We start from the raw sequence: 12,145 nt of genomic DNA, 5'->3' as shown, positions 1-12,145 counted from the left end.
TCGCTCACCGACCGGGGCGCAGCGGGACCGGAGCCCTGGTTCTCCTCCACCCGGATGCCGAAATCCCGAACCAGCTCCCAGTCGCGCGGGCAGGGCGAGGAGGACGAAGAGCGTGAGGGATGCTCGCACACCTGCTCGCCCGCGCATAGTACGCACGCGCGACGAGGACGGTGAACTGTGCCGGTGAGCGGTCTGTGCAGGCAGGAGATCCATACCTAGGATGATCGATGATCGATCAAACCTGTTCAGGAGGGTCTCATGACACGTCCCATCACCGTGGTCACCGGAGGCAGCCGGGGGATCGGCGCGGCGACCTGTCTGCGTCTCGCGTCCGACGGGCACGACATCGTCGTCGGCTGCCTCCGTGACGAGGCGGCCGCCGCGGCGGTCGCGGACGGGGTGCGGGAGGCCGGCGGCCGTGCCCTCGTCGTGCGGGCGGACACGTCGGTCGAGGCGGACGTCGAGCATCTCTTCGAGGCGGCGGAGCGGGGGCTCGGCCCGGTGACGGGCCTCGTGAACAACGCGGCCGTGACCGGCCCGCTGGGGCGTCTCGCCGACAGCGACACCGCGGACCTGCGCCGGGTCCTCGACGTCAACCTGCTGGGCACGCTGCTGTGCGCCCGCCGCGCCGCCCAGCTGATGGCCGCGCGGGGGAGCGGCGTGATCGTCAACGTGTCGTCGGGCGCCGCGACCCTCGGCAGCCCGGGGGAGTACGTCCACTACGCGGCGACCAAGGCGGGCGTCGACGCCCTGACCGTGGGCCTGGCCAAGGAGCTCGGCCCGGCCGGCGTCCGCGTCAACGCCGTCGCGCCGGGCGTCACCGACACCGACATGCACGCCGCCATGGGCGACCCGGACCGGGCCCGGCGGATGGGGGCGGCCGTACCGCTGGGCCGCGCGGGCCGGCCCGAGGAGGTCGCCGCGGCCATCGCCTGGCTGATGTCGCCGGACGCGTCGTACACGACGGGGACGGTGCTGCGCGTCGCGGGAGGACGCTGAGACGTCGACGCGGCCCGGAGCGCTTGCCCACGGACCGGTCTCCCCGGCCGGCCGCTCAGGCGGCCTCGATGAGCTCGCAGCGGATCGCGGCGGCCCACTCGACCACCAGCAACTCGTACTCCACGCGCTCCTGGGCCGACAGGGATCCGCCCGCACGCCGCCACAGGGCGCGGATCTGGTCGTTCAGCTCCGCGGCGGAACGCACGGAACCAGGGGTCACGTAATCGGGGGACATGCGGACAAGCCTAGGGGCAAGCACTGACACTGCGCTACCGGACGGCTACGCAGGCATATGCCTCTCGGGCGGGGGCCCGGTCCGGCTCAGCCCGAGGACTCCGCGGCGTGCGGGCTGAGGACTCCGGCCGCGACCAGGGCGATGATGACGATGCCGAGCGCGACGCGGTACCAGACGAACGGCATGAAGCTCTTGGTCGAGATGAACTTCATGAACCAGGCGATGACCGCGTAACCGGAACCGAAGGCGATGACCGTCGCGAACAGCGTCGGACCCCAGGAGACGTGGTCGCTCTCCATCGCGTCCTTGAGTTCGAACAGGCCGGAGGCGAGCACCGCGGGGACCGCGAGCAGGAACGAGTACCGGGCCGCGGCCTCGCGCCGGTAGCCCATGAAGAGGCCGCCGCTGATGGTCGCGCCGGAGCGGGAGACGCCCGGGACGAGGGCCATGGCCTGGCAGAGCCCGTAGATCAGGCCGTCCCGGACGCCCAGGCTGTCCAGTTCCTTGCGCTGCTTGGGCGCGCGGTGCCGGCCGCCCTTCTCGTCGCGCGCCGCCAGGCGGTCCGCGATGCCGATGATCACGCCGACGACGATCAGCATGGTCGCGGTGACGCGCAGGTCGCGGAACGGCCCCTCGATCTGGTCCTTGAGTGTCAGACCGAGCACACCGATCGGGATCGAACCGATGATCACCAACCAGCCCATCCGGGCGTCCGGGTCCCCGCGCATCTCCTTGCTCGCGAGCGAGCGGGTCCACGCCGAGAGGATCCGCCCGATGTCCTTGCGGAAGTAGATGAGCACGGCGGCCTCCGTGCCGATCTGGGTGATCGCGGTGAAGGCCGCACCCGGGTCGTGCCAGCCGGAGAACGCCGCGGTCAGGCGCAGATGCGCGCTGGAGGAGACGGGGAGGAACTCGGTCAGCCCCTGGACGAGTCCGAGGACGAGGGATTCAAACCAAGACATGAGGTTACGGAGTCCAAGTGCCGATCGAGAAAGGGTCGATGGACACACCGAGCCACCGCCCGCGGTGATCAGGGTCAGGCGTGTCGAGGGCAGCGTAACGCTCCCGGATGAACCCCCGGCGACAGGGGGGACGGGGCCCGGGGCCCCGGCCGGGTCCTCTCGGTCCCGTCACCCCGGACGGGTCTGCGTCAGCGCCCGCGCAGCTGGTGGCGCTTGCGCCAGGCCACCACCGCACCGGCCAGCCCCGGCAGGGCGATACAGGCCAGGGCGATCAGGAAGGCCGGTGAGGTCGGCGTCGAGGCGCGGGCGCCGGCGACGACGTAGGCGGCGGTGTTCGGGATCGACCCGAGCGCCGTGGCCAGCAGGAACGGCAGCAGGCCCATGCGGGAGACGGCCGCGCAGTAGTTGGCGGCGGCGAACGGCACTCCCGGGAACAGCCGCGCCGCCAGCATCGAGCGGAAGCCGTGCCGGCTGAGCTGCCCGTCCGCCGCCTTCAGCCACTTGCCCCGCAGCAGCGGACGCAGCGCCTCCTGGCCCAGCACCCGACCCAGGCAGAAGGCGACCCCGGCGCCCAGCACCGTTCCCGCCAGGGCGGAGGCCAGGCCCAGCTGCGAGCCGAACAGGGCGCCCGCGGCCAGGTTCAACAACGGACGCGGTACGAAGGCGACGGTGCACAGTCCGTACGCCACCGCGTAGGCGACCGCCGCCGCGGCGCCCCCGAGCTGTGGCGGCCAGCCGTTCGTCAGCAACCGCTGCGGCTGGAACAGCACCACCGCCGTCCCGGCCGACGCGAGCAGGGCGACGAGCAGGGAGAAGCGGGACCACGGGGAGAGCAGAACTCTCGTCACGCGGGCGGTGAAACCGGTCGGTGCGACGGGCCCGGCGGCCGTGGCGACGGCGAACTCCGTCGCGGCGGCCCGGGGAGAGGCCGTGGTGCCCCCAGAGCGGGTGGTGGCATCGAGCATCCGGTGACACTAACCGACATATGTGTGTGATCGCCGTAGGGTGCGTCTCATGAGCGTCACGGACACGGGAATTCCGGACGTGCCGCACAGCCCTTACGCCGACACCGTCATGGAACGGCCCATCGCCGTCTGCGCCGCCGCCGCCGATCCCGGGCGGGCCGCGGCCATGCGGGCGTACATGAAGGACGTGGCCCCCTTCCTGGGCCTGACCACGCCCGTTCGCCGTGTCCTGACCCGCCCCGCCGGGACGGCCTGCCCCGTCCCGGCGGGGCGGACCGCACCGCGATCGCGCTGCGCTGCCGGCGACTGCCCGAGCGCGGGTACCACTGCTTCGCCGTCGATCTCCTGCGCCGTCATGTGACGTATTGCTCCTCCGCCTTCCTCCCCGTGGTCCGTCATCTGCTCACCACCGCCCCCCTGCTGGGACACCGCCGACCCGCTCGCCGCGCACGTCGTCGGAGGGCCGGCCGGCACGGACGCCTGGATCGCGGACGACGACCTCCGGCTGGTCCGCGCCGCCCTGCTCCACCGACTGCGCCACCGGGAACGCGCCGACACCGACCGTCTCTTCGGCCACTGCCTGCGCGAGTACGCGAAGACCGACCCCGACGCCGTACGCGCCTTCGTGGCCGCGCACGGGCAGGCCCTCGCCCCGCTGTCCGTGCGGGAAGCGTGCCGATCGAACTCACGTGCCATAAAAAAGCATTCGACGTGGGACAAAACGTCGGCGATGATCGGCGTCATGTTCCGGTACGCCTTCCACCTCGCAGCATCCGTGGTCGCGGATGCCCCGAAGGCTGCCGTCCCCTTCTTCCCGGCCGCCGCCGACGGCGCCCGAAGCTGACCCTCCCCGGATCGTCCGGCGGACCCCGCAGGGGGAGGGTCGGCCGACCCCAGGGGTCCCCACCACCGCCACGAGGCTTCGAGGTACCGCCATGCCCAAGACGGCGTACGTCCGCACCAAACCGCATCTGAACATCGGCACGATGGGCCATGTCGACCACGGCAAGACCACCCTGACCGCCGCCATCACCAAGGTCCTCGCCGGGCGCGGCGCCGGCGCCTTCGTGCCGTTCGACCGCATCGACCGCGCCCCGGAGGAGGCGGCGCGCGGCATCACCATCAACATCGCGCACGTCGAGTACGAGACGGACACCCGGCACTACGCGCACATCGACATGCCGGGCCATGCCGACTACGTCAAGAACATGATCACCGGCGCCGCCCAGCTCGACGGGGCGATCCTCGTCGTCTCCGCGCTGGACGGGATCATGCCGCAGACCGCCGAACACGTGCTGCTCGCCCGGCAGGTGGGCGTCGACCACATCGTGGTCGCCCTCAACAAGGCCGACGCGGGTGACGAGGAGCTGACCGACCTGGTCGAGCTGGAGGTCCGCGAACTGCTCACCGCGCACGGCTACGGCGGCGACGCCGTGCCCGTCGTGCGGGTCTCGGGGCTGAAGGCCCTGGAGGGCGACCTGCGCTGGACGGCCTCCGTCGAGGCGCTGCTCGACGCCGTGGACACGTATGTGCCCACGCCCGAGCGGTATCTGGACGCGCCGTTCCTGCTGTCCGTGGAGAACGTGCTCACCATCACCGGCCGCGGCACGGTCGTCACCGGCGCGGTCGAGCGCGGCACGGTCCGCGTCGGTGACCGGGTCGAGGTGCTCGGGGCGTCCGTCGAGACGGTCGTCACCGGTCTGGAGACCTTCGGCAAGCCGATGGAGGAGGCGCAGGCCGGGGACAACGTGGCGCTGCTGCTGCGCGGTGTCGCCCGCGACACGGTGCGCCGCGGCCACGTGGTCGCCGCGCCCGGCAGCGTCGTGCCCGCCCGGCGCTTCTCGGCGCGGGTGTACGTGCTGTCGGCGCGCGAGGGCGGGCGCTCGACGCCGCTGACGACCGGGTACCGGCCGCAGTTCTACATCCGGACCGCGGACGTGGTCGGCGACGTGGACCTCGGGGAGAATGCCGTCGCCCGGCCCGGTGACACGGTCACCATGTCGGTCGAGCTGGGGCGTGAGGTGCCCCTGGAGCCGGGGCTCGGGTTCGCCGTCCGCGAGGGCGGGCGGACCGTGGGCGCGGGGACGGTGACCGCCGTGGGGTGAGGGCCGGTGGCTGTGCGTGGGGGCCGCGGGTTCGTTGCGGCCGGCCGCCTCCGCGCGGCCGGCCGCCTCCGGGGCGCGGGACCGCCTCCGCGCGGCGGGACCGTCCCCGCGCGGCGGTCCCGCGCCCCGGAGGGGTGCCACCCACCCGCACAATGGGAAGGTGAACGAAGCCATACCCGTCAGCCGCGTCACCGACCACGGCACCGTGAAGCTGATGCCCGACGTCGACCGGCGGCGGGCCTGGCTGCTGACCGTCGACGGGGCGCCGCAGTCGTACGTCGACCTGGACGAGCCCTCGCACCTGGAGTTCGAGTACGCGCGGCGGCTCGGCCACGCCCTGGACACCGTGGCGGAGCCGGGACGTCCGCTGGACGTGCTGCACCTCGGCGGGGGCGCGCTCACCCTGCCCCGGTACGTGGCCGCGACCCGGCCCGGCTCGAGGCAGGACGTCGTGGAGGCCGACCGCGGTCTGCTGGACCTGGTCGCCGAGCACCTGCCGCTGCCGGACGGCGCCGGTGTCACCGTGCACGGCGCGGACGCCCGGGCCTGGCTGGAGGCGGCGCCCGCGGACTCGGCCGACGTCCTCGTCGCCGACGTCTTCGGCGGCTCCCGCGTGCCCGCGCACCTGACGTCCTTCGAGTGGGTCCGTGAGGCCGAGCGGGTCCTGCGGGCCGACGGCGTCTACCTGGCCAACCTCGCCGACGCGGCGCCGTTCGCATTCCTGCGTTCGCAACTCGCCGCCTTCGGCACGCTCTTCGCGGAGCTGGCGCTCATCGCCGAACCGGGTGTGCTGCGCGGACGCCGCTTCGGCAACGCCGTCCTCGTCGCCGCGCACCGGCCCCTCGACACGGCCGCGCTGGCCCGGCGCACCGCCGCCGACGCCTTCCCGGCCCGCGTCGAGCACGGGCAGGCCCTGCGGGACTTCATCGGCGACGCGCGGCCGGTGCGGGACGAGGACGCCCAGCCGTCGCCCGAGCCTCCCGCCGGGGCGTTCGGCATCGGCTGAGCGGCGGGCACGGCACGCCGAGCGGGGGCTAGGCCTCCGTCGGCGGGTCCTCGGTCAGACGCACGGTGCTCAGGATCTTCTGGATCGTCGCGTCCGGGATCTCGTCCTTGACTCCCTTGGCGCCGTAGAGGTTCCAGGTGACGAAGTCGCCCGCGCCGTTCTTGAACGCGAAGGTGATCGCCTTGCCCTCGCTGTCGCACTTCCCCTTCTGGGGGGTGCCCTCCGAGTGGGCGGTGACGACGCTGCCCTTGATGCCGGAGGCCGTGGTGTAGTCCTTCGGCTTGTCGTGCTTGACGCTCTTCCTGTCCGGCTGCGTGTAGCCGCCGTAGATCCACCACGGCACTCGGGTCTCGGCCGCCATGGCGGTGTCCTTGGCGCCGTTCTCACCGCGGGTGCCGGCGGTGGCGAGGGCGGTGCTCTCCTTGCGGCCGTCCTTGTTCGCGTCGTCGGTGCACCACTCGGACTTGAGGTAGGCCGGGGCGGTGACGGTGGTGCGGTCCGTCTTCCCGTCCTGCTCCCACTCGAAGCCGACGCTCGTGTCGGCGTTGTCGATCTCCCAGTCGGCGGGCACGTCGAACAGCGTGCCGAAGCGCGGGTTGGCGACGACCTTCCAGCCCTCGACGGTCGGCTTCGGTTCGTCGCCGCCGGCACGCGGGTTGTCGCCGCCGGACGCGCTCGGATCGGCCGTCGGGGTTCCGGACGCGCTCGCGGTCGGCTTCTTGTCCTTGCCGTCGTCGGCCGTGTCGCTCTTGTCGCCGCCCAGCACCAGGAATCCGGTCACGCCGGCGGTCACCACCACGGCGAGCGACGCGATGATCGCGACCAGCTTCGTCCGGTTGCCGCCACCTCCGCCGCCGTCACCGCCGCCGACGACGGTCGGCGGTTCCGGCCTGCCCAGCGGCTGGCCGGCGCTCCACTGCGGCTGCTGCCCGTACGGACCGGGCTGCTGGTAGCCCGGCTGTTGGTACGGATTCGGCTGCTGGTACCCCGGCTGCTGGTACGGGTTGTTCTGCGGGTTCTGCTCGCCCCCGGGCGGCTGCTGTCCTGGCCACATGTGCAGTCACCCTAGTGCGGGCCGGACACGATTCGGCCACCGGGCCTTGTCAGGGACATATCGAAGCTGGTGCGGCGCGGCCGGCCGCGCCGGGATTCCTCAGGAGTCCGACGGTGTGAACTCCCGGACGGTGCCCGCGATCTTCCGTACCGTCGCGTCCGGCACCTCGTCGCCGACCCGCGCGGGACCGACGAACGACCAGGAGACGAGGCCGCCGTCGGCGGACGTGAAGGCGAACGTCGTGGCCTTGCCGTCCACGTCGCACCTGCCCTTCTTCACGACCCCGGCCGACCGGGAGGTGGCCAGGCTGCCCGTGATGCCGGAGGCGGTGGTGAAGGAGACCGCCGGCTCCGTCGTGATCTTCTTCCGGTCGGGCTGGGCGAACGCCCCGTAGACCCACTCCGCCGAGTCGGACCGGGCGATCTCCTCGGTGCTCCGCGCACCGTTGTTGCCCCGCGTCCCGGCGGAGGCCAGGGGGGTGTGGTCGACCGAGCCGTCCCGGTCGTCGTCCGAGGAGCACCACTCCTCCTCGAGCACGGCCGGGGCCTTCATGGCGATCAGGGGTTTGTCGTCGGGGTCCTCGTCGTCCGTGACGAAGCTGACCCAGCCGGCCGACTGCCGCTGCCAGGAGGCCGGTACGTCGAAGGCGACACCGAGCTCCGGGTTCACCACGGTGTTCCAGCTGGACACGGTCGGCCGCGGGGCGTCGTCCGCGTTCCGCGGGTCGCCGCCGTCGCCGCCGCCGGAGGGCGAGGGGGCGGACGCCGACGACGTGGCCGGATACGGCTGTGCCCGGTCGTCCCCGCCGTCGCCCAGGAGGACGGCCCCGGTCACGGCGGCGGCCACCACGACGGCCGCGGCGGCGACGGTCGCCACCACCTTCGTGCGGCGTCCGTCCGGTCCGCCGCCCGGCGGCGGACCCGCCGTGACCGTGGGGGCGTTCCACGGAGCGGGCGGCTGCCGACCGGGGTGCGCGGAGTTCTGCCGGTGGCCGGGCCGCTGGTACGGGTTCGGCTGCCCGGAGTGCGGACCCCCGGCGGATGACTGGTCTCCTGGCCACATGGGCGGCAAGCATACGGCGATCTTCGAAGCCTCTGGTCCTCACATGCTACTCGTGGGTAACCTGCTGTCATGAGCGCAGATCAGATGTCGATCGGCGAGTTGCTCGCCGCCACGGTGCCGATGGTCCGGACCCTGAACCTCGAGTACCTGGAGACCACCCCCGAGAAGGCGGTCCTGGCCCTGCCGGACCAGAGCGAGTACCGCAACCACGTCGGCGGGCCGCACGCCGGAGCCATGTTCACGCTGGGCGAGTCGGCCAGCGGGGCGATCGTCCTGGCCGCCTTCGGCGACCAGCTCTCCCGTGCCGTGCCGCTGCCGGTCACCGCCGAGATCGCGTTCAAGAAGATCGCCCTGGGCCCGGTCACCGCGACCGCCACCCTCGGCCGGCCGGTCGCCGAGGTCGTCGCGGAACTGGACGAGGGCAAGCGCCCCGAGTTCCCGGTGAGCGTCGCCATCCGGCGCGAGGACGGCGCGGTGACCGGGGAGATGACCGTCGTGTGGACCCTGAGGCCGGGCGGCTGAGCCGCCAGGGGCGAGGAGGACCCGGCCGGTACGGCCGCGCGGACCGGTAGGCTTCCCGGGGGCGGCTCGGACCGAGCCGCCCCCGGGAAGCGTCGGGGCCCACCCGCGCACGGCAGGGACGCGAATCGGAGGATGCGGCGTTGCACGTCCAGGAGTGGCTCGACACGGTGCCCGCGGCGGCCGTCTACGCCGTGGTCGGACTGGTCATCGGTCTGGAGAGCCTCGGCATCCCGTTGCCCGGCGAGATCATCCTGGTCTCGGCGGCCCTGCTCTCCTCCCAGCACGGCGGGGTCGACCCGGTGATCCTCGGCGCCTGCGCCAGCGCGGGCGCGGTGATCGGCGACTCCATCGGCTACGCCATCGGCCGCAAGGGCGGCCGGCCCCTGCTGGCCTGGCTGGGCAGGAAGTTCCCCAAGCACTTCAGCGAGGGGCACATCGCCACCGCCGAGCGGTCCTTCCAGAAGTGGGGCATGTGGGCCGTGTTCTTCGGCCGCTTCGTCGCCCTGCTGCGCATCTTCGCCGGCCCGCTGGCCGGCGTGCTGCACATGCCGTACTGGAAGTTCCTGATCGCCAACGTCCTGGGCGGCATCGTCTGGGCGGGCGGCACCACCGCCGTCATCTACTACGTCGGTGTCGTCGCCGAGTCCTGGCTCAAGCGCTTCTCGTGGCTGGGTCTGGTGGCCGCGGTCCTCATCGGCCTCATCTCCATGCTCGTCGTCAAGCGCAAGGCGGGCAAGGCCCGGTCGGAGGCCCAGGCTGTGACCGCCGGGGAGCCGAGCGCCCCGTAAGGGGGGCGGGGGACCGCGCGACCGGCCGCAGTCGGCCCGCGGGCCGCAGTCCCCCACCGCTCACCCGTCGAGCCGCGCGTGCTGCGAGGCCAGCTCCGCGTACATCGTCCCGTTCAGTGTGACGCCCTGACGCTCCTCCTCCGTCAGCTCCCGCTTCACCTTCGCCGGCACACCGGCGACCAGGGAGCCCGGCGGCACCCGCATGCCCTGCGGGACGAGCGCCTGGGCGGCCACCAGCGAACCGGCGCCGATCACCGCGCCGTTGAGGACGGTGGCGCCCATGCCGATCAGGCAGTCGTCCTCGACGGTCGCCCCGTGCACGACCGCGTTGTGCCCGATGGAGACGCGCTCGCCGACCGTGACGGGGAAGCCGGGATCGGCGTGGAGCGTGCAGTTGTCCTGGACGTTGCTGCTCGCCCCGACGGTGATCCGTTCGACGTCGCCGCGCAGCACCGCGCCGTACCAGACGCTCGCCCCCGCGTGCAGCGTCACGTCGCCGATGACCGAGGACGTCGGCGCCACGAAGGCCTCCGCGTCCACCTTCGGGTCCTTGCCGCCGATGCCCTTGATCAGTGCCTTCTGCGTCATCATCGCCTCCTGGTCGGGTGATGCAGTGCACCGTACGCCACCCGGTGGGGTGAAGATCACAGAGCTCCGGCGCCGTCCCCGCACCGCGTGCTGAGTACCGTGAGCGGGTGCCGAAGCGCAAGAACACGTTCTCGTCCTGGTCCAGCCGTCTCGCGCAGCGCGCCGTTCACGCGGGCTGGGCCTGGGTGCAGCGCACCGGCTCCGTCACGGCCGCGCACCCCGGGCGTTTCCGCTTCGGCGCGATGGGCACGGGCACCCGGCTCGCCTTCCCGCTCGGCACGGTCTTCGGCGAGCCCTGGATCCACGTCGGCGCCCACTGCATCATCGGCGAACAGGTCACCCTGACCGCCGGACTCATGCCCGACCTCGACCTGGGCCCCGAGCCGATCCTGCGCATCGGCGACGGAGTCGTCCTCGGCCGCGGCAGCCACGTCATCGCGGACACCACCGTCACCATCGGCAGCGACTGCTACTTCGGCCCGTACGTCTACGTCACCTCCACCAACCACTCCTACGACGATCCGCACCAGCCCATCGGCAAGCAGTGGCCCCGGATGGAGCCGGTGGAGATCGGCCCCGGCTGCTGGATCGGCACCGGCGCGGTGATCCTGCCCGGCGCGCGGATCGGACGGAACGTGGTGGTCGCCGCCGGTGCCGTGGTCCGGGGCACGGTCCCCGACCACGCCGTGGTGGCGGGCGCGCCCGCCCGGGTCGTACGGCGCTGGACGCCCGCGGAGGGCTGGCAGCCGCCGCTGCGCACCCCGGCCCCGGTGCCCCTCCCCGAGGGGGTCACACCGGAGCAACTGCGGTCACTTGCGCGGCTGGACGAGGCCGCGGTGGCCCGGCTGGCAGAGTTGGACGACGGGGACGGGACCGTGGGAAGGCTCGCGGAGCCGGCCGCCGAGGGGTGAACGGGGCTTCGGGAGCAGTTGCTGTTCCGGTGGGCGTGAGGCGTGGGACGACGCCCCGTCCGCCTCAGCCCGCCGCCAGCAACAGCGTGCCCACCAGAGCGAGACCCGCGCCCGCCGCCTGGATGCCGCGCAGTCGTTCGCTCAGGAAGCCGCGTGCCGCCAGCGCCGTCACCACCGGGTAGAGCGAGGCGAGCACCGCGGCCACCGTGACGGGCCCGTGCCGGGCGGCGATCGAGTAGGTGCCGTTCGCCGCGACGTCGGCGAGCCCGACGAAGGCCAGCGCCGGCAGCGCACCCCAGGCGAAGCCCTCCGGCGGCAGCGCGGGGGCGCCGCGCCGGACGGACGCCCACAGCGCGAGGCCGCCCGCGGCGACGTTGGTGACGCGCTGCACGAACAGGGCGAGGAAGAGACCGGTGAGCGTGGTCGACGCCTCGGCGATCAGGCTCATCACCGTGCCGAAACCGAAGGCCGCGACCAGTGTGAGGAGAACCGCCCGGCGCTGCACCGGGGCGCCCCGCAGCTGTGGCCCGCCGGCGAGCACGACCCCGGTGACGGCGATCAGGATGCCGGCGAACTGCGGCAGTCCCGGGCGTTCGCCCAGGACCAGGCCGACGGTGACCGGGACGGCGACTCCGATCGAGCCGAGCGGCGAGACGACGCCCATCGGGCCCAGGGCGAGGGCCTTGTAGAAGGCGAGCATCGCCACCGGACCGACCAGTCCGGCGCCGACGGCGAACCACAGGCGCGGTGAGGCCTCGCTCCAGGCGCCGGTGAGAACGACGATCGTGCCGAGCACGGCGACGGCGATCGACTGGGAGACGACGACCACCGTGAGCGCGGGCGTGCGCCGGGTCAGCGTCCCGCCGCCGAAGTCGGCCAGGCCCCACAGGAGGCTGGTGGCCAGGGCGAAGAGCGCTGTCATGATCCGGTCGCCTCGCAGTACAGTTC

The 12,145-nt window shown here is 73.0% G+C and carries 14 protein-coding genes and 1 pseudogene; 8 read left to right on the top strand and 7 right to left on the bottom strand.

Annotated features, from left to right (window positions below):
- Positions 1–258: 258 nt before the first annotated feature.
- Positions 259–999 (top strand): SDR family NAD(P)-dependent oxidoreductase, encoded by a 741-nt coding sequence (locus tag ACIRFH_RS17375; RefSeq protein ID WP_403521373.1) that lies wholly within the window; start codon positions 259–261, stop codon positions 997–999.
- A 55-nt stretch (positions 1,000–1,054) separates the two neighbouring features.
- Here ACIRFH_RS17375 and ACIRFH_RS17370 read toward each other — a convergent pair whose 3' ends face one another.
- The 3 genes from ACIRFH_RS17370 to ACIRFH_RS17360 form a co-directional block, all read right to left on the bottom strand.
- On the bottom strand, positions 1,055–1,234 hold the full coding sequence (locus ACIRFH_RS17370) for a hypothetical protein (protein ID WP_225634949.1): 180 nt from the start codon (positions 1,232–1,234) through the stop codon (positions 1,055–1,057).
- Between the two features lie 86 nt (positions 1,235–1,320).
- Positions 1,321–2,196 (bottom strand): undecaprenyl-diphosphate phosphatase, encoded by an 876-nt coding sequence (locus ACIRFH_RS17365; protein WP_403521371.1) that lies wholly within the window; start codon positions 2,194–2,196, stop codon positions 1,321–1,323.
- A 188-nt stretch (positions 2,197–2,384) separates the two neighbouring features.
- Positions 2,385–3,161, bottom strand: coding sequence for a TVP38/TMEM64 family protein (locus ACIRFH_RS17360; protein WP_403521369.1), 777 nt, complete (start codon positions 3,159–3,161; stop codon positions 2,385–2,387).
- A 49-nt stretch (positions 3,162–3,210) separates the two neighbouring features.
- Between ACIRFH_RS17360 and ACIRFH_RS17355 the strand changes: the two genes are divergently transcribed.
- The 4 genes and pseudogenes from ACIRFH_RS17355 to ACIRFH_RS17340 all read left to right on the top strand — a co-directional run bounded on the left by ACIRFH_RS17355 (position 3,211) and on the right by ACIRFH_RS17340 (position 6,272).
- Positions 3,211–3,522: a DNA alkylation repair protein gene (locus ACIRFH_RS17355; RefSeq protein ID WP_403521367.1), complete on the top strand. Its 312-nt coding sequence runs from the start codon at positions 3,211–3,213 to the stop codon at positions 3,520–3,522.
- 3 nt (positions 3,523–3,525) lie between these two features.
- A pseudogene (locus tag ACIRFH_RS17350) lies at positions 3,526–3,789 on the top strand (hypothetical protein); the annotation flags it as partial.
- A gap of 307 nt (positions 3,790–4,096) precedes the next feature.
- Positions 4,097–5,266 (top strand): elongation factor Tu, encoded by a 1,170-nt coding sequence (tuf, locus tag ACIRFH_RS17345; protein ID WP_403521365.1) that lies wholly within the window; start codon positions 4,097–4,099, stop codon positions 5,264–5,266.
- A 160-nt stretch (positions 5,267–5,426) separates the two neighbouring features.
- Entirely contained in the window at positions 5,427–6,272 is an 846-nt protein-coding gene (locus ACIRFH_RS17340; RefSeq protein ID WP_403521363.1) for a spermidine synthase, read from the top strand.
- A 28-nt stretch (positions 6,273–6,300) separates the two neighbouring features.
- On the opposite strand, the gene ACIRFH_RS17335 is transcribed toward ACIRFH_RS17340, so the two are convergent.
- Together ACIRFH_RS17335 and ACIRFH_RS17330 are read right to left on the bottom strand one after the other, a co-directional pair.
- On the bottom strand, positions 6,301–7,326 hold the full coding sequence (locus tag ACIRFH_RS17335) for a hypothetical protein (protein WP_403521361.1): 1,026 nt from the start codon (positions 7,324–7,326) through the stop codon (positions 6,301–6,303).
- 99 nt (positions 7,327–7,425) lie between these two features.
- The gene (locus ACIRFH_RS17330; protein WP_403521359.1) at positions 7,426–8,388 is read right to left on the bottom strand and encodes a hypothetical protein; all 963 of its coding nucleotides are present in this window, start codon (positions 8,386–8,388) and stop codon (positions 7,426–7,428) included.
- Between the two features lie 84 nt (positions 8,389–8,472).
- Between ACIRFH_RS17330 and ACIRFH_RS17325 the strand changes: the two genes are divergently transcribed.
- Entirely contained in the window at positions 8,473–8,910 is a 438-nt protein-coding gene (locus ACIRFH_RS17325) for a DUF4442 domain-containing protein (RefSeq protein WP_403521427.1), read from the top strand.
- A 140-nt stretch (positions 8,911–9,050) separates the two neighbouring features.
- Complete coding sequence (locus ACIRFH_RS17320) at positions 9,051–9,698, top strand: DedA family protein (protein WP_403521357.1); 648 nt, start codon at positions 9,051–9,053, stop codon at positions 9,696–9,698.
- 60 nt (positions 9,699–9,758) lie between these two features.
- Here ACIRFH_RS17320 and ACIRFH_RS17315 read toward each other — a convergent pair whose 3' ends face one another.
- Positions 9,759–10,286: a gamma carbonic anhydrase family protein gene (locus ACIRFH_RS17315; RefSeq protein WP_403521355.1), complete on the bottom strand. Its 528-nt coding sequence runs from the start codon at positions 10,284–10,286 to the stop codon at positions 9,759–9,761.
- A gap of 107 nt (positions 10,287–10,393) precedes the next feature.
- On the opposite strand from ACIRFH_RS17315, the gene ACIRFH_RS17310 reads away from it, so the two are divergent.
- Positions 10,394–11,197, top strand: a complete 804-nt coding sequence (locus tag ACIRFH_RS17310; RefSeq protein WP_403521353.1) for an acyltransferase — start codon at positions 10,394–10,396, stop codon at positions 11,195–11,197.
- A 64-nt stretch (positions 11,198–11,261) separates the two neighbouring features.
- On the opposite strand, the gene ACIRFH_RS17305 is transcribed toward ACIRFH_RS17310, so the two are convergent.
- A complete protein-coding gene (locus ACIRFH_RS17305) occupies positions 11,262–12,119 on the bottom strand; it encodes a DMT family transporter (protein WP_403521351.1) in 858 nt (285 codons plus the stop codon).
- Positions 12,120–12,145: the final 26 nt, after the last annotated feature.

Source organism: Streptomyces sp. NPDC093586 (genome assembly GCF_044764905.1).
Classification (GTDB): Bacteria; Actinomycetota; Actinomycetes; order Streptomycetales; family Streptomycetaceae; genus Streptomyces.
Note: the sequence above shows the minus strand (reverse complement) of the source record. Positions and strands in the feature narration are given on the sequence as shown.